Here is a 16,590-nt window from a genome sequence, read left to right as displayed (position 1 = left end):
AGACATCACTGATTCTCCGATAGGCCGCGGGGTACTGGATTCCCCGCCCCAGGGCGCAATTGTGCACAAGGCGGGGAATGCCAGCGAGGGGTGTCGCCCTACTCCGCCGGATTAGCCGGCGTCGATACGTCAGTGCCGGTGGTGGCCTTTGAAGCTGCCGCCTTCTTCTCCACAATTCCCACCGCGATGATCGAGCCCTCGTAGAGCGCGAGCAAGGGGATCGCGAGCGAGCACTGGCTAAGCACGTCGGGCGGGGTCAGAACGGCCGCGATGACGAAGGCGACGACGATGAAATAGCGGCGCTTCTCGCGCAGCATTTTTGACGTGACGATGCCGATGCGCCCGAGCAGCGTCAGGATCACCGGAAGCTGGAAGGCGATGCCGAAGGCGAAGATCAGCGACATCATCAGCGACAGGTATTCACCGACCTTGGGCAGCAGCTGGATCTGCGCGGTCTCGTCGCTGCCAGCCTGCTGCATGCCGAGCGAGAAGCGGACCAGCATCGGCAGCACGACGAAATAGACCAGTGCTGCGCCCAGCACGAAGAAGAACGGGGTCGCGACCAGATAAGGCAGAAAGGCCTGCTTCTCGTGCTTGTAGAGGCCCGGAGCGACGAACTTGTAGATCTGCGTCGCAACGATCGGGAACGAGATGAAGCCGGCGCCGAACAGCGCGAGCTTGAGCTGAGTAATGAAATATTCCAGCAGCGCAGTGTAGATGAATTTCGAGTTCTCGGGACCCGCGACCCACACGAACGGCCAGACCAGCACGTTGTAGATCTGCTTGGCGAAGAAGAAGCAGAAGATGAAGGCAATGCCGAAGCCAAGGAGCGCTTTGATCAGCCGCGAACGCAGCTCGATCAAATGGTCCATCAGGGGAGCTTTGCTGGCCTCGATATCGGCGGCGCTCATGACGCTTTGGCGTCCTTGATCGCCTCGGCCGGCGCAGTGTCCTGGATGACCGAATCTTGCGTGACCGAACCTTGAGCGACCTGCGCCTGCTCGACCTCACGGGTGATGGCGAGCGGCTCGTTCACCGCCGCATGTGCCTCGGCCTCCACGAAGGTCTCGGGCGTCGGCGCTTCCGGCGTGGTAGGCGTCGCCGGCAATTCGCTTGAAGTCGCCAGCGCTTCGCTTGAAGTCGCCAGCGCTTCGCTTGAAGTCGCCAGCGCTTCGCTTGAAGTCGCCGGCGGCTCAACAGCGGCGGTGGTCGAGGTCTCGGCCGGCTTGTCCAGCGCATCGACGCGGAGCGCGTCGCTGACGTCTTTCTGAAGCGAGGTCATCAGATTGTTGCCGGCGAACCCGGAAGCCGCTTCCTTGACCTCGTCGAAGCTCTTCTTCAGGTCGGCCATTTCGGCCTCGCGCATCGCCTCCTGGAACTGGCCCTGGAATTCGGCGGCCATCTTGCGCGCCTTGCCCATCCACTGCCCGACCATGCGCAGCACGCCCGGCAGCTCTTTCGGGCCGATGGCGATCAGGGCCACGACCCCGATCAGGACCAGTTCACTCCACCCGATATCGAACATGAGGTCTTCCGTTCACGCCAGCCGCAGCCGGCCCAATCCCTCGCGCGCAGGATCGGGTCCGCTACCCGCGTCTCGCGTGCTCTCTGGCTCAGACGGCCTTGCTGCCGACGTCGGACCGTGCCGCGGTCGGCGCAGCATTGTTGTGCTCGATGGACTTGGCCGGCTCGGGCTTGTCGGCGACCTTGTCGTCGTCCTGCATGCCCTTCTTGAACGCCTTGATGCCCTGCGCCACGTCGCCCATCAGATCCGAAATCTTGCCGCGACCGAACAGCAGCAGGACCACTGCGATCACCAGGACCCAGTGCCAAATGCTGAGTGAACCCATCCTGCAACCCTCCAAACGCGCATGGCCGGGACCCGGCCGATCTTCACCGAAACCTAGGCTTGGCAGGTGTCAAAAACAAGGACCAAGGCAGCGCCAATTCGCTGTTGGCGCTACGTAATTTTGCTAGTGTTAACTGGTCGCAGGTGGCCGGTAGAAGGCCGGGACGTCAGTCCTCGCTACCGCCCTCGCCGCCCTCATTGCCGCCTTCCGGCGGCGTCTCGGGCTCGACCGCAGGCGCCAGCGCGAGATCAAGGTCCTCGCCTGGTTCCAGCGGATCCTCGTCCTCACGCAAAGTCGGGTCATCCGACGGCGTCGGCACGCTGAATCCGGTCGGCAGACGCGAATCCAGAAGGCCCGTGCCCTTCAGCTCCTCCAAACCCGGCAGATCGCCGAGCTGTTCCAGAGTGAACTGCGACAGGAAGTCCTCGGTGGTTCCGAAGGTCAAGGGACGGCCCGGCGTCTTGCGACGGCCGCGCGGCTTGATCCAGCCGGTTTCCAGCAGCACGTCCAGCGTGCCTTTCGAGGTGACGACGCCGCGGATCTCCTCGATCTCGGCGCGCGTCACCGGCTGGTGATAGGCGATGATTGCGAGCACCTCGATCGCGGCGCGCGACAGGCGGCGGGTTTCGGTGCTCTCGCGGGTCATCAGCCAGGCGAGATCGCCCGCCGTGCGGAAGGTCCATTTGTTGGCAACCCGGACGAGATTCACGCCGCGCAGGGAATAGTCGGCCTGCAACTGCTCAAGCGCGGCCTTCACGTCCACGCCCTCGGGCATGCGCTTGGCCAGCGTCGCGGTGTCCAGCGGTTCATTCGAAGCGAACAGCAGCGCTTCCAGCAGCCGCAATTCTTCGGGACGTGCCTGGGACTCGTTCTCCATCGGCTCGGCCTCTTCTACCCGCACTTCAGCCAGGCTTGCCATGGCAGATTCTCCTTGTTGCACTTAAGCGACCGGCGCATCGGGCGCAGGAGCTGCGTCCATGACCGGCTTGGGGCGCCCCTTCCGGAAATAGATGGGCGCAAACGCCTCTTTCTGATTCAGCTCGAGCTGACCTTCGCGCACCAGTTCGAGCGCAGCCGCGAAACTCGAGGCGAGCACCGTCGCGCGCTGCGTCGGATCGGCGACGTGCTGCAGCAGAAAATCGTCGAGAACGCCCCAATCGTCTTGCTCGCTGATGCTGCCGACCAGCCGCTCCAGCGTGGCGCGCGCCTCCGCAAGCGACCACACCGTGCGCTTGGCGAGATGCACGCTCGCCAGCACGCGCGACTGGCGCTGCGCGGCATAGGCGGTAAGCAGGTCATAGAGCGTTGCGGTGTATTTCGGATGCTTGATCTCGGCGATCTGCTCGGGCTCGCCGCGCGGGAAGATGTCGCGCAGCAATTGCTGCCGGTTCATCAGCCGGTTGGCGGCTTCGCGAATGGCCTCCAGCCGGCGCAGGCGGTTGGCGAGCGCCGTCGCCATCTGCTCGGCGCTCGGGCCTTCCGCACTCGGCGGCTCCGGCAGCAGCAGGCGCGATTTCAGAAAGGCGAGCCAGGCCGCCATCACGAGATAGTCGGCGGCAAGCTCGAGGCGGATCTTTCGCGCGGCTTCGATGAAGTGGAGATACTGGTCGGCGAGCGCCAGGATCGAGATCTTGGCGAGATCGACCTTCTGCTGCCGCGCCAGTGCGAGCAACAGGTCGAGCGGACCCTCATAGCCCTCGACGTCCACCACCAACGCCGGCTCACCCTCGGCGAGCTCTGCGGGCCGCCCGGTTTCAAACGATAGGATTTCTGCGGTCATGCCGATGCCGTGTTTGCCCGTGCGATCAATGCGTCCAGTTCGGCGCGTGCGGCCGCGCGATCGAACGGTTGCGGTCCTCGACGCGCGGCGAGCGCGGCGTTCGCCCGCTCCAGCGCCCTGCCCGCCAGTTCGGGTGTCTGGCCGGCGACCTCACGCATCTCCGCGATCTTGCCGTTGCAATGCAGGGCCATGTCGCAACCGGCCGCAAAAATCGCGCGGGTCCGCTCGGCGATATTGCCCGACAGCGCGTTCATCGACACGTCATCACTCATTAACAAACCCTGGAACCCGATTGTGCCGCGAATCACCTCAGCGATCATTGTCGCAGATGTCGTCGCCGGATGGGCGGGGTCGACCGCGCTAAACACAACATGTGCAGTCATGGCCATCGGCAAATCCGCTAAAGGCTTGAATGCCGCGAAGTCGGTGCGCTCCAGTTCGTCTCGCGACGTGTCGACGGTCGGCAGATTGAAATGGGTATCGGCCGTAGCTCGGCCATGGCCGGGGATGTGCTTGAGCACCGGCAACACGCCCCCCTCTTCCAGGCCCTCGGTGACCGCGCGGGCGATCGCGGCGACTTTTCCCGGTTCGGTGCCGTAGGCCCTGTTCCCGATGACGGCGTTGGCGCCAGCCACCGGCACGTCGGCCAGCGGCAAGCAATCCACGGTAATGCCGAGATCTGCGAGATCGGCCGCGATCAGCCGTGCGCTGAGGCGCGCCGCGGCCAGCCCGAGCGCCGAATCAGTATCGTAGAGGCCTGCGAAAATAGCGCCCGGCGGATAGACCGGCCAATGCGGCGGCCCTAGGCGCTGCACCCGTCCACCCTCCTGGTCGATCAGGACAGGGGCATCAGCGAAACCCGCGACCGCCCGCAATTCCGCAACGAGTGCAGCAACTTGAGACGGCGTCTCGATATTGCGCTTGAAGAGGATGAAGCCCCACGGGCGTTCGCTGCGGATAAACTCCCGCTCGGCGGCGGTTAGTTCCGTTCCGGAAACGCCGGTAATGAAGGCCCGCGTGCTCATACGGCCGATTAACCCTGACCCGCGAGACGGTCAAGGAAACGGCCGTTAATTCCTCTGGACGAAGCAGGCCGACAGGCCCGCGGATTTCAAACTGTTGCAGGCCTGGTTCGCCTCTTCGAGCGATCCGTAGGGCCCAGCGAAGGCGCGGTAGACGATTCCCTTGCCCTTGTCGGTCAGGTCGACCCGCTTGACCACCGGAGCGCGGGAGCCCAGCACGCTGCCGTACTTGCTCTGAAGCACCCGGTAGGAGGCGTGGGCGCTATCCTCGGTCTGCTGCGAGGAGACCTGCACGACGTAGCCACCGCCACCGCTGCTCGCGGGCGCAATTTGCGTCGGATTGGTCGCAGCCATCCGCTGCGGCGGCTCCGCAGCCGGCGCCGATTGCGGCGCCAGCGAGAGCGGCTGATTGGCACTGGCATTGGCCGAGGTCGGCGGCGTGCGTGGTGCAGCGGGTGCCGCAATGGGCTTCGGTGGAGCTGCCGGCTTCGCGACGGCGGCGGCTTGCGACGCGGTGGCGTCGGTCTGATCGCCCTTCACGGCCACGGTCCTGATCGCGCGCGGCGAATTGTTCGGCAGCGTGCCGTTACTCGGATTCGGGCCCGCACTCGACAGCGGAATGCTGGACGGCGACACGCTCGCGACCGGCGGCGGGTTCGCGTTCTGGTTCAGCGGCGGGAACACCACGCGGGGACCTCCCGCCTTGGCGTTGACGTCGACAGGCGCCTCCTCGCGCGGCACGATCTTCTCAGCGCCATCACCGGTGACCATGCGGTCCGGCACCTTGGCCGAGGAGTCCGACGGAGCCGGCACGATTTTGGTCGGCGTGTTGTCGGCCTTGATGATGGGCGGCTCGCCGCTGCGGGGCGAGCCCACATAGGTCTTGTAGGCGAACGCAGCGCCGGTCCCGACCACGGCAAGCGCCAGGATCGCCGCGACCGTCATCATGCCGCCGCGCTGCTTCTTGGGCTCGTCGAGATCGGCCTCGGGATAGTCGCTCTGGAATGCGTAAGGATCGTCGGGATAGGCGGCATCGCGCTGGTAGTCTTGTTCGCCCGCCTCCAGCCGTCCGTAGAGCGCATCGTCGTAGCGCGCCGGATCGGGCTGCTGCTGATAGGCTTGTTCCTGATAAGCCTGATCGTGCTGCTGGTAGGCCTGATCCTGATAGGCAGGAGCTTGATAAGCAGGAGCTTGATAGCCCTGATCCGGATAGGCCTGCGGCTGACGAAAATCAGGTTCGGGCTCGGGCGCAGTCGGCTGGGCTGAATAACGATGCAGTGGATGAACCGGGTTTACGGAAGCGGGATAGGCAGGCTCAGCTGGCGCCGTCTGCGGCTGCACATTGGCGCGCCGCATCCATGAGGGCGGTCCGGGCGGCGGCGGAGGAGCCTGCTCGGCATAGTCCTGCGGGTCATCGTCCTGGCGATAGTCGTCGTCCTGATAGCTCTGGGCAGGCGCGGGCGCTGCTGGCGGGTGCGCACCCGGCCGCCCTTGCGCCGCAAACGGATCGGTCTGCCCGATCAGGCGAGCGAGTTCGGCCAAGGGATCGCCGCTCCCATGCTGATCGCCACCGCGACCATAGTCATCGGAAGGAAACGGTCTGTCCTGATATCGTTCGGCCATCGTGATGATGCGTCCCTTCGGGAAAGCCGCGCGCCCCTCGACCAAGGCACGGCTTTCGACCCACAAGGCTTTCAACCAAGTCTAAGCGATCCGGCTTCTGCCGGTTACCCCCGAAATCCCTTAAGTAGTTCGCCCCAAACTACCGCATCTCGTCCGGAGCATGGACGCCGAGGATGGCGAGGCCCGATGCCAGGACAGAGACGACGCCCTGGACCATGGCCAGCCGCGCCTTCGTTAGATCTGCATCATTATTGATAATGAAGCGTAAATAGGGCAAATCGCGACCCTTCGTCCAAAGTGCGTGAAATTCGCTCGCTAAGTCATAGAGATAGAAAGCAATTCGGTGCGGCTCGTGGGCGCTTGCCGCCGCTTCAAGCATGCGCGGAAAAATTGCGAGCCGCTTAAGAAGGTCGAGCTCAGCCGGGTCTGACAGCCGTTCCACCGCCGACTCACCGAGCCAGGCGATGCGCTTCTCGGTTTCCTCGGGGAGTTCCGGGAACACCTCGGCCCGGGCGTTGCGGAAGATCGAATGGCCGCGGGCGTGGCCGTACTGGACATAGAACACGGGGTTGTCGCGCGACTGTTCCATGACCTTGGCAAGGTCGAAGTCGAGCACCGCGTCGTTCTTGCGGTAGAGCATCATGAAGCGGACGGCGTCCTGGCCGACTTCATCTACCACCTCACGCAAGGTGACGAAGTCCCCGCTCCGCTTGGACATTTTCACCGGCTCGCCGTTGCGCAGCAACTTCACGAGCTGGACGATCTTGACGTCGAGCGCCCCCTTGCCGGAGGTCGTCGCCTTCACCGCCGCCTGCATGCGCTTGATGTAGCCACCATGGTCGGCGCCCCAGACGTCGATCATTTCCGCAAAACCACGGTCGAACTTGTTCTTATGGTAGGCGATATCGGCGGCGAAGTAGGTATAGGAATTGTCCGACTTGATCAGCGGGCGATCGACGTCGTCGCCATAAGCAGTCGCCTTGAACAGCAACTGCTCGCGATCTTCCCAATCCTCGGCCGGGGCCCCTTTTGGCGGCGGCAGACGGCCCTGGTAGACATCGCCCTTGGCCTTGAGGAAGTCGATGGTCTCGGCGACCTTGTTGTTGCCGGCGTCCTGCAGCGAGCGCTCCGAGAAGAACACGTCGTGGCGGATGTTGAGCGCGCCGAGATCTCCCTTGATCTCGTCCATCATCATCGCGATGGCCTTGGCGCGTACCGTCGGCAGCCACGCGCCCTCGCTCATGGCGAGGAGCTTGTCGCCGTGTTCGTTGGCCAGCGCCTGCCCGACCGGCTTCAGATAGTCGCCGGGATAAAGGCCTTCCGGAATCGCGCCGATGTCCTCGCCGAGCGCCTCGCGATACCTGAGGAACGCGGAACGTGCGAGCACGTCGACCTGCGCACCGGCGTCGTTGATGTAATATTCGCGCGTGACGTCACGGCCTGCGAACTCGAGCAGGCTCGCCAGCGCGTCGCCGAACACGGCGCCGCGGCAATGGCCGACATGCATCGGTCCGGTCGGGTTGGCCGAGACATATTCAACGTTGACCTTGGAGCCGCCGCGGACGCGGCCGTAATCGGCGCCCTCGCGCAGCACGGTCCGTAGCGCCTCCGCCCATGCGGCCGGCTTCAGCGTCAAATTGATGAAGCCGGGACCGGCGACGTCGACCTTGGCGATCAGCGCATCCGCGCGCAGCCGTTCGGCGATCTGCTCGGCGAGATCCGGTGGCTTTGCCTTTGCCTCTTTCGCAAGCACCATGGCCGCGTTGGTCGCCATGTCGCCATGGGAGGTATCGCGCGGCGGCTCGACCACCACGCGCGAGAAATCGATGCCCTCGGGCCAGTTGGCGTCCGCCGCAAGCGCGCGGCAGACCGCGTGCACGCGTGCGAGCACGTCGGCGAACAGGTGCAGTGCTGAGGATGTGTCGGGCATGGGCGCCGCCTAACGCAAATCCGGGGTCGAGTCAAAGAGCCGCTGGTGCTCGGTCAGGGCGAAACGGTCGGTCATTCCGGCAATGAAATTCCCGATCCGTCGAGCCCGGTCGCCCTCATTGTCCGCCTCCGCCCCGACCAGCCATTCCGGCGGCAGTTCGCCGGGCGATGTGAGGTATTTCGCGAACAGGTCGAACAGGATCTGTTCCGCCTCGCTCATCACCCGCATGACCCGCTTGTGGCGGTACATGTGCTGATAGAGAAAGCGCTTGATGGCGGCCTCCTCCTCGGCGACCGCGGCGGGGAACGCGATCAGTGCCCGGCTCTGCTGGCGCACGTCCTGGGCGGATTGCGGTTTCACGGCGGCAAGGTTTGTCTGCGCCTCGGCGAACACGGCACCGATCAGGTGCGAGATCAGCTCGCGCACCAGCTCGGCGCCGCGCCTGACGTCTTCGAGATCGGGGTAATGCGCAGACGTCTCGGCGATGATCTCCGCGGTCAGCGGCATGACCTTGAGGTCGTCGAGGTGAAACAGGCCGGCGCGCAGGCCGTCGTCGATATCGTGGGCATCATAGGCGATGTCGTCGGCGATCGCGGCGACCTGTGCCTCCAGCGAGGCGAAACTCCACAATTCGAGATCGTAGGTCTTGATGTAGTCGGCGATGCCGACAGGAATGCCGTGCTCGCGATAACGCCCGACCGGCGCACCGCTGCGATCGGTCAGCGGGCCATTGTGCTTGACGATGCCTTCCAGCGCTTCCCAGGTCAGGTTGAGCCCGTCGAATTCGGGGTAGCGGTGTTCCAGCGCCGCGACGACGCGGAGCGTCTGGGCGTTGTGGTCGAAGCCGCCGAAATCCGTCAGGCAGGCGTCCAGTGCCCGCTCGCCGGCGTGCCCGAACGGCGGATGGCCGAGGTCGTGGGCGAGCGCCAAGGTTTCCGTTAGGTCCTCGTCCAGCCCGAGCTGCCGCGCCAGCGCCCGGGCAATCTGCGCCACCTCCAGCGAATGGGTCAGCCGGGTCCGGTAATGGTCGCCCTCGTGGAACACGAACACCTGGGTCTTGTACTTCAGTCGGCGGAACGCGGTGGAATGGATCACCCGGTCGCAATCCCGCCGGAACGGGCTGCGGGTCCGGCTCGGCGGTTCCGCGACCAGCCGGCCGCGGCTGCGATCGGGATCGCAGGCATAGGGCGCGTGGGGGGCAGCCATTCCGACGGACACGGCGAATTTAGTCCCTATCCATTTGATTCTGCGTATGGTGGCACTTAACTATGCCGGACGCGGGATACCAACTGAATTGGGCAACCGACCTTCGGGCGACCTTGGTGTGACCGCGGGGCTATCGGAGACGAACGATGACGACTGACGTGACCATCAGTGACAAGGCCGCACGCCGGATTGGGGAGATCCTCAAGGGCGAAGGGTCTGGCGCGATGCTGCGGATCTCGGTCGAGGGCGGCGGCTGCTCCGGCTTCCAGTACAAGTTCGACATTGACCGTGCCCGCACCGACGACGATCTCGTGATCGAGCAGGACAATGCTGTGGTGCTGGTCGATTCCGCCTCGCAGCCGTTCCTGGCGGGCTCGCAGGTCGATTTCGTCGACGATCTGATCGGCGCCTCGTTCCGGGTCAACAATCCCAACGCCACGGCGTCCTGTGGCTGCGGGACCAGCTTCTCGATCTGACAGGCTTTAGGCGCCAGTCATCTGCCTTTCCTCGTCCGTCCACTCCACGTCGACAGACGTGAGCTCCGGCTGAAGTGGTGCGTCTTCCGCCATCACATGTCCATCGAGCGCACGCAGCAGCGCCGCCACCAGCGCAGGCTTGCGTAGCGGCTTGGCCAGGAAGTCCGACATCCCCGCCTCGCGGCAGATCTTGACGTCCTCGGGGAAGGCATTGGCGGTCAGCGCGATGATCGGTAGGGCCGCGAAGCGTCCGCCCTCGGCGCGGATCGCGCGGGTCGCGGCAAGCCCGTCCATCTCGGGCATGCGCACGTCCATCAGCACGATATCGTAATCGCCTTCGGACACGGCCGCGACGGCCTCGACACCGTCGGTCACGACGCGCAACTCGACGTCGAAGGCACCGAGCATCTTGCTCACGACCATGCGGTTGACGGCGTCGTCCTCGGCGACCAGCACCTTCAGCGGTCGGTCGAGGCCCGCGATGCGCGCCTTGAGATCGTCGGCTTCCTCGCGGCCAGCGTCGTGATCGGACGTTTGCACCTGACTCCACGGCAGTACCAGCGTGAAGCGGAAGGTCGAGCCTTCGCCGGGCGTCGAGGTGACGCCGATGGTGCCGCCCATCTGCTCGATGATGCGCCGGGAGATCGCTAGGCCCAGCCCGGTGCCGCCGAAGCGGCGGCTGATCGAGGCGTCGGCCTGGGCGAAGTCGGAGAAGAGCTGGCCGAGCTTCTCGGGGGCGATGCCGATACCGCTGTCGGTCACGCTCCATTCGACGGTGGCGAGCAGATCGCGGCGGGCCTGACAGATAGCTGCGATCGTGACTTCGCCTCCGTCAGTGAACTTCACCGCGTTGGATGCGAGATTGAGCAGGACCTGGCGGATACGCGCGACATCGCCGCGCAGCGTCGGCGGCAGGTTGGGATCGAGCTCGACCTTGACGGCGAGCCCCTTGCTCTTGGCGCTCGCGCGCACGATGGTCGCCACGGCTTCGACCATCGCCTGCGGCGCGAAGTCGATCACCTCGAACGCGAAGCGTCCGGCCTCGAGCTTGGACAGGTCCAGGATGTCGTTGAGGATGCGCTGGAGATTGTCGCCGGACTCGCGGATCGTGGTGACAGCCTCGCGCTGCTCCGGATCGAGTTTTGTCTCCAGCAGCACGCTGGCAAGCCCGAGCACGCCGTTCATCGGCGTGCGGATCTCGTGGCTCATCACCGCGAGGAAATCCGATTTGGCACGGCTCTCGGCCTCGGCCTTTTCGGCGCGCCAGCGCTCGGTCACGTCGCGGCCGAAGCCGCGATAGCCGAGGAATTGACCGTCGCGGTCGTAGGCCGGCTTCGCAGTGAGCGACCACAGCCGCGCCTCGCCGCCGGCGACGACCTTGAGGTTCATTTCGTGCAGCGGTTCGGCGTGCTCCATCAGGCCGACGACATTGTAGGCCGCGCTCTTGTCTTCGGGGCACAGCATGTCGAGCACGTCGGCGAAATGCGAGCCCTTCAGCAACGGCAGTGGCAGCTGTGCGACGGCGGCGAAGCGCTCGGGCACGTCGACCAGATGCCCTTCGGCGTCGGTCTGCCATAGCCAGTCGCTGGCGTTCTCCTGAAAATCCTTCAGCAATAGCGAAATGATCTCGGTCTGGCGCTCGAGCTCGAGCCGGGCCTTGAGATTGCCGAGGAACAGATTGCCTTGCGAGACGATGTTGCGCGCCATGAAGAACGCGAACAGCAGCAGAAACACCGCGGTCAGGAGGTAAGGCCCGGTGCCGCACAACAGCAACGCCGCGGCGCAGGCAATCGTCGTCGTCGCGAGATAGACAAGGCCCGCGCGCGGGAAGGTCGAGAGCATGAAGGCGCCGCCGGACATCGTGCCGACCATCAGGCAGGCCAGGACGAGCTGGCTGGTCGGCTCGATGCGGCTGAACAGCGCGATCGGCAGCGTGCCCCAGATTGCGGCGAGGAAAAACGCCTGCCGCAACATCTGCCGCGCGGCGCGGGGCGAGGCTTCCTGCGGCGGGCTCCGGTGGGAGCGCCGCCACGCGCGCACCGCGAGCGAGGCGGCGGTCGCGAGGGTCATGCCCCAGATCGCGAGAAAGTCGTTCCAGCCACGGCCCCAGAACAGGACCAGCACGACTGCGACGTTGAGCATGGTGACGGCCATCGTCACCGGGATCAGGCGTATCACCGCGTCGATCTGCTTGGCGCGGATGCGGCTCAGCTCGCGCTCGCTGAGACCGGCGGTCAGGCCGTCCTCGATCTCGTAGCCGCCGAGCCAGTACAGGAACGCGCCGATCAACCCGTCGCGGGGCTCGGTTCGCTTCATGGATTTGTCCGGCCGTCCCATTCGAAAAACCTTTTCACGATCAATGACCCAGGCCCGACTTAAGCCGGGTTAATTTTGTGGGAGATTTCGCAGCGTCCTTGACGGGCGCGTTTGCATTTTGTTCTAACCATGGCCCCTGCCCGGAGCCCGTCGAAATGCCCATCAGAATAGCCACCTGGAACGTGAACTCGGTCCGGCAGCGGATCGACCTGTTGCTGACCTGGCTGAAGGAGTGCCAGCCGGACATCGTCTGCCTCCAGGAGATCAAATGCGTCGACGAGGCCTTCCCGCGGCTGGAGATCGAGGCGCTCGGCTACAACGTGGTCACCCATGGGCAGAAGACGTTCAACGGTGTCGCCCTGCTCTCGAAGCTCCGGTTCGACGAGACCAAGTCGGGGCTGGCCGGCGACGACGAGGATGCGCATGCCCGCTTCCTCGAAGGCGTGGTGACGCTCAAGAGCGGCGTGCTGCGCATCGCCTGCCTCTATCTGCCCAACGGCAATCCGGTCGGCACCGAGAAATATCCCTACAAGCTCAAATGGATGTCGCGGCTTCTTGAGTATTCGAAGGAGCGCCTCAAGACCGAGGAGCCGCTGATCCTCGCAGGCGACTTCAACGTCATCCCGCATGCCCGCGACGTCCATAATCCCGCCGCCTGGACCGAGGACGCCCTGTTCAAGGCCGAGACGCGGGAGAGTTTTCAGTCCCTGCTCGGCCTCGGCCTGACCGATGCGCTTCGGGCCGTCACCGACGAGCCCGGGCTCTACACGTTCTGGGACTACCAGGCCGGCGCTTGGCAGAAGAACCACGGCCTGCGGATCGACCATCTGCTGCTGTCGCCACAGGCCAGCGACCGGCTCGGCAATGTCGGCATCGACAGTTATGTGCGCAGCTGGGAGAAGCCGTCGGACCATGTGCCGGTGTGGGCGGATCTCGACCTCGAGGCGGCGTGAGGCCGCCTCAACCCATCACTCCCGGCGACCCTGGACCCATTGCTCCAGCATCTGCAGGCACATGGCGCGATCGTCGTCGGAGGCCTTTGCGAAGGCGCGGTTGTAGTTTTCCTTGATCCAGGTCTCGTCGCTACCTGCGCTGTCGCGCGCCAGCGTCAGCCACATCAGGCCGCGCGCGGCCTGCCGCGGCAGGCGGTCGCCGTTGAACAGCATCTGACCGAGCAGCGCCTGGGCCTCGTGCTGGCCCTTCTGCGCGGCGAGCCCAAGCCAGCGCGCGCCGTAGCGGAAATCCTCGCGCGAAGCGTCTGGTGTCTTCAGGTACAGGCGGGCGAGATCGTATTGCGCATCCGCGTTGCCGAAATAGGACGCGGCATAGGAGAACATCTCCCGCGCCCGCTCCTGGTCCGGCTTGACCTTCGAATTCGGGATGCCGCTGAGATAATAGCGGCCGAGCGCCACAAAGGCGTTGGCGACGATCTGCGCCTGCGGCGCCGACGGGCTGTCCTCGGCGTGCGCGTTGGCGATCCGGGTGAAATACTCGAACGCACGAACATCGTCCTGGGCGACGCCGTCGCCATTGGCATACATGCGGCCGAGCTTCCACTGCGCGATGGGGTGGCCCCCTTCCGCGGCATATTGCAGGGCGCTGAGCGAGGTTTCCTGGGGCACGACTGGCGGTACATTGCGCACCTTGCCTGCTGCGCCCGGCAAGGTCGTGACCACCGGGATGGTCGCATCCTTCTGGCTGACGGGTGCGCCGTCAAAGGCGAGCGCCGGCGCGGCCAGCGCGGTAGCCCCCAACACAAACGCAACGATGGTACGCCTAGATGTCCGCATAGCACTGTTTCTCGTGCGCGCCGCCCGGATGGGTCACTGCCCCACCGACCGCTGGTCCAACCTGCTGAGCATATTTCCAGAGCGCGCCCGTCGTGTGGTTAGTCGCGCGAGCGGTCCATTTGGTCTTGCGCTGGGCAAGCTCCTGGTCGCTCAATTTTACGTTAAGGGTACCGGCGACCGCGTCGATCTCGATGATATCGCCGTCCTCGAGCAGCCCGATGGGGCCGCCGATGGCGGCTTCCGGCCCGACATGGCCGATGCAGAAGCCGCGGGTGGCGCCCGAGAAGCGGCCGTCGGTGATGAGCGCGATCTTGCCGCCCATGCCCTGGCCGGTCAGCGCCGCGGTGGTCTGGAGCATTTCCCGCATGCCGGGACCGCCCTTGGGCCCCTCGTAGCGGATCACGATGACTTCGCCTTCGCGGTAGGTGCGCTGCTGGACGGCCTCGAAAGCATCCTCCTCACGGTCGAAGCACCTGGCCGGACCGGTGAACCTGAGGTTGGACATTCCCGCGACTTTCACGATCGCACCTTCTGGCGCCAGATTGCCCTTCAGACCGACCACACCGCCGGTGACGGTGATGGGTTTGTCTGCCGGGTGCACCACGTCCTGGTGCGGATTCCACTTCACGCTTTTGAGGTTTTCGGCGATCGTTCGACCGGTGACGGTCATGCAGTCACCGTGGAGAAATCCGTTGTCGAGCAGCGTCTTCATCAGAAGCGGTATGCCACCTACTTCAAACATGTCTTTGGCGACATAACGGCCGCCCGGCTTCAAATCCGCGACGTACGGTGTCTTTTTGAAGATTTCGGCGACGTCGAACAGGTCGAACTTGATGCCGCACTCGTGCGCGATTGCTGGCAGGTGCAGTGCAGCATTGGTCGAGCCGCCCGACGCGGCGACCACGGCGGCGGCATTCTCCAGCGCCTTGCGAGTGACGATGTCGCGTGGCCGGATGTTTTGGGCGATCAGCTCCATGACCTGCTCGCCCGCGGTCATGCAGAAGGCGTCGCGAATTTCATAGGGGGCCGGAGCACCGGCCGAGTACGGCAGCGCCAGCCCGATCGCCTCGGAGACGGTCGCCATCGTGTTGGCGGTGAACTGCGCGCCGCAGGCACCCGCCGAGGGGCACGCCACGCGCTCGATCTCGTCGAGGTCCTCGTCGGACATTGCGCCGACCGAGTGCTTGCCGACGGCTTCGAACATGTCTTGCACGGTGACCTGCTGGCCCCGGAAATTGCCGGGCAGGATCGAGCCGCCATAGATGAAGATCGAGGGCACGTTGAGGCGGACCATCGCCATCATCATGCCCGGCAGCGACTTGTCGCAGCCGGCCAGGCCAACGAGGGCGTCATAGGCGTGACCGCGGATCGTCAGCTCGACGGAATCGGCGATGCATTCGCGCGACGGCAGCGAGGAGCGCATGCCGTCATGGCCCATGGCGATGCCGTCGGTCACGGTGATGGTGCAGAATTCGCGCGGCGTGCCTCCGGCGGATGCGACGCCCTTCTTCACCGCCTGCGCCTGGCGCATCAGGGAGATGTTGCAGGGCGCGGCCTCGTTCCAACACGAGGCGACGCCGACGAAGGGCTGGTGGATCTGGTCGGTGGTCAGACCCATGGCGTAGAGGTAGGACCGATGGGGCGCGCGCGCAGGGCCTTCCGTCACGTGACGGCTCGGCAGCCTCTGCTTGATGTTGCTCTTCGCGTCCATCGCAAACCAGTTTCCCCGGCGAACCCTTTCAGACCCGAAAAATCAGTGCCAAGATTTGAATCGACCTTTTGAATCGACCTTGGGGATTTCCGTCGCCTTCCAGGACCACCGCTGCCGCTAAAACATTCGAGTGATTTTATTCATGTTCGGGTGTGGCCAAAAAGCGGCGTTGATGGGAACGGACAGAGATGATGGTTAAATCCGTGACGGGTGTTGCGCGGACGGCACAATCGTGGCCTGGAGGACACGATTTAGCTTACTGCGATACCCCCGGCGGGAGGACAATCCACAACTTCAGGCCAGTCGATGCCCGCACCGCAACTCAGGCGCGACGACGAGGCGCAGCCAAGGTGAGTCGGCGCCTTCATCATCCCCCGCGCGTGCCCCTACGCGCTGCAAAGGCCTCTGCGCTGCGCATCGGAGACTCAAGGGTTGAGTGTGGCGCACACTCTCTCAAAGCGTCATTGCGAGCGAAGCGAAGCAATCCAGAATTGATCTTCCCCCAAAAAAGTGGACATGGATCAAGCCGATTTTAGCTCCATCTCGACCGGGCTGATATAGCCGATGGCCGAGTGTCTTCGGGTCTGATTGTAGAAGCCTTCGACGTAAGCGAAGATGTCGCGCTCGGCTTCATTGCGGGTCTCATATTGACGGTGATGGATCAGTTCGGTCTTGAGGGTGTGGAAGAAGCTTTCCATCGGGGCATTGTCGTAGCAGTCGGCTCTGCGGCTCATTGAAGGCCGGAAGCCGGCGGCTTGCAGTGCTTGGCGGTACTCGGTTGAAGCGTATTGGGCGGATTCAAACGGTCGTCGCAACACCAGTTACTTTCACTCATAACAGAAGATCGTCAAGCGCCTCCGCCGGCGTTTTCCAGCCTAGTGTCTTC

The 16,590-nt window shown here is 64.5% G+C and carries 14 protein-coding genes and 1 pseudogene; 2 read left to right on the top strand and 13 right to left on the bottom strand.

What is annotated here, in order from left to right; genetic code table 11:
* Positions 1 to 98: 98 nt before the first annotated feature.
* The 9 genes from tatC to ABIB91_RS05920 form a co-directional block, all read right to left on the bottom strand.
* Positions 99 to 911 carry a twin-arginine translocase subunit TatC gene (gene tatC, locus ABIB91_RS05960; protein WP_247397669.1) on the bottom strand — a complete coding sequence of 271 codons (813 nt, stop codon included), beginning with the start codon at positions 909 to 911 and terminating at the stop codon, positions 99 to 101.
* The gene (tatB, locus tag ABIB91_RS05955) at positions 908 to 1,525 is read right to left on the bottom strand and encodes a Sec-independent protein translocase protein TatB (protein ID WP_354160941.1); all 618 of its coding nucleotides are present in this window, start codon (positions 1,523 to 1,525) and stop codon (positions 908 to 910) included. Before tatB ends, tatC begins: the two co-directional genes overlap by 4 nt.
* 88 nt (positions 1,526 to 1,613) lie before the next feature.
* Positions 1,614 to 1,850, bottom strand: coding sequence for a twin-arginine translocase TatA/TatE family subunit (locus ABIB91_RS05950; RefSeq protein ID WP_007610722.1), 237 nt, complete (start codon positions 1,848 to 1,850; stop codon positions 1,614 to 1,616).
* Between the two features lie 166 nt (positions 1,851 to 2,016).
* Positions 2,017 to 2,769 carry an SMC-Scp complex subunit ScpB gene (scpB, locus tag ABIB91_RS05945; RefSeq protein WP_007590655.1) on the bottom strand — a complete coding sequence of 251 codons (753 nt, stop codon included), beginning with the start codon at positions 2,767 to 2,769 and terminating at the stop codon, positions 2,017 to 2,019.
* Positions 2,770 to 2,790: 21 nt separating this feature from the next.
* The gene (locus ABIB91_RS05940; protein WP_007590654.1) at positions 2,791 to 3,630 is read right to left on the bottom strand and encodes a segregation and condensation protein A; all 840 of its coding nucleotides are present in this window, start codon (positions 3,628 to 3,630) and stop codon (positions 2,791 to 2,793) included.
* Positions 3,627 to 4,655 carry a beta-N-acetylhexosaminidase gene (nagZ, locus tag ABIB91_RS05935; RefSeq protein ID WP_354160944.1) on the bottom strand — a complete coding sequence of 343 codons (1,029 nt, stop codon included), beginning with the start codon at positions 4,653 to 4,655 and terminating at the stop codon, positions 3,627 to 3,629. Before nagZ ends, ABIB91_RS05940 begins: the two co-directional genes overlap by 4 nt.
* A gap of 45 nt (positions 4,656 to 4,700) precedes the next feature.
* Positions 4,701 to 6,275, bottom strand: a complete 1,575-nt coding sequence (locus ABIB91_RS05930) for an SPOR domain-containing protein (RefSeq protein ID WP_354160965.1) — start codon at positions 6,273 to 6,275, stop codon at positions 4,701 to 4,703.
* 139 nt (positions 6,276 to 6,414) lie between these two features.
* On the bottom strand, positions 6,415 to 8,205 hold the full coding sequence (gene argS, locus ABIB91_RS05925) for an arginine--tRNA ligase (protein WP_354160946.1): 1,791 nt from the start codon (positions 8,203 to 8,205) through the stop codon (positions 6,415 to 6,417).
* Between the two features lie 9 nt (positions 8,206 to 8,214).
* Entirely contained in the window at positions 8,215 to 9,411 is a 1,197-nt protein-coding gene (locus ABIB91_RS05920; protein WP_246649028.1) for a deoxyguanosinetriphosphate triphosphohydrolase, read from the bottom strand.
* Between the two features lie 146 nt (positions 9,412 to 9,557).
* Between ABIB91_RS05920 and erpA the strand changes: the two genes are divergently transcribed.
* Positions 9,558 to 9,887, top strand: a complete 330-nt coding sequence (gene erpA, locus ABIB91_RS05915; RefSeq protein ID WP_007610737.1) for an iron-sulfur cluster insertion protein ErpA — start codon at positions 9,558 to 9,560, stop codon at positions 9,885 to 9,887.
* A 6-nt stretch (positions 9,888 to 9,893) separates the two neighbouring features.
* On the opposite strand, the gene ABIB91_RS05910 is transcribed toward erpA, so the two are convergent.
* The gene (locus ABIB91_RS05910; RefSeq protein WP_354160949.1) at positions 9,894 to 12,224 is read right to left on the bottom strand and encodes a hybrid sensor histidine kinase/response regulator; all 2,331 of its coding nucleotides are present in this window, start codon (positions 12,222 to 12,224) and stop codon (positions 9,894 to 9,896) included.
* Positions 12,225 to 12,358: 134 nt separating this feature from the next.
* On the opposite strand from ABIB91_RS05910, the gene xth reads away from it, so the two are divergent.
* Positions 12,359 to 13,156 carry an exodeoxyribonuclease III gene (gene xth, locus ABIB91_RS05905; protein WP_007590647.1) on the top strand — a complete coding sequence of 266 codons (798 nt, stop codon included), beginning with the start codon at positions 12,359 to 12,361 and terminating at the stop codon, positions 13,154 to 13,156.
* A 15-nt stretch (positions 13,157 to 13,171) separates the two neighbouring features.
* On the opposite strand, the gene ABIB91_RS05900 is transcribed toward xth, so the two are convergent.
* The 3 genes and pseudogenes from ABIB91_RS05900 to ABIB91_RS05890 all read right to left on the bottom strand — a co-directional run.
* Positions 13,172 to 13,993, bottom strand: a complete 822-nt coding sequence (locus ABIB91_RS05900; protein WP_007590646.1) for a tetratricopeptide repeat protein — start codon at positions 13,991 to 13,993, stop codon at positions 13,172 to 13,174.
* A complete protein-coding gene (gene ilvD, locus ABIB91_RS05895; protein ID WP_354160951.1) occupies positions 13,980 to 15,704 on the bottom strand; it encodes a dihydroxy-acid dehydratase in 1,725 nt (574 codons plus the stop codon). Before ilvD ends, ABIB91_RS05900 begins: the two co-directional genes overlap by 14 nt.
* A gap of 521 nt (positions 15,705 to 16,225) precedes the next feature.
* Positions 16,226 to 16,495, bottom strand: a pseudogene (locus tag ABIB91_RS05890) (IS3 family transposase); the annotation flags it as partial.
* Positions 16,496 to 16,590: the final 95 nt, after the last annotated feature.

Origin of the sequence: Bradyrhizobium sp. JR4.3, from assembly GCF_040547695.1 — a bacterium.
GTDB classification, from domain to species: Bacteria; Pseudomonadota; Alphaproteobacteria; order Rhizobiales; family Xanthobacteraceae; genus Bradyrhizobium; species Bradyrhizobium canariense.
The sequence above is the reverse complement of the archived record's forward strand: the minus strand, read 5'-3'. Positions and strand labels throughout refer to the sequence as shown.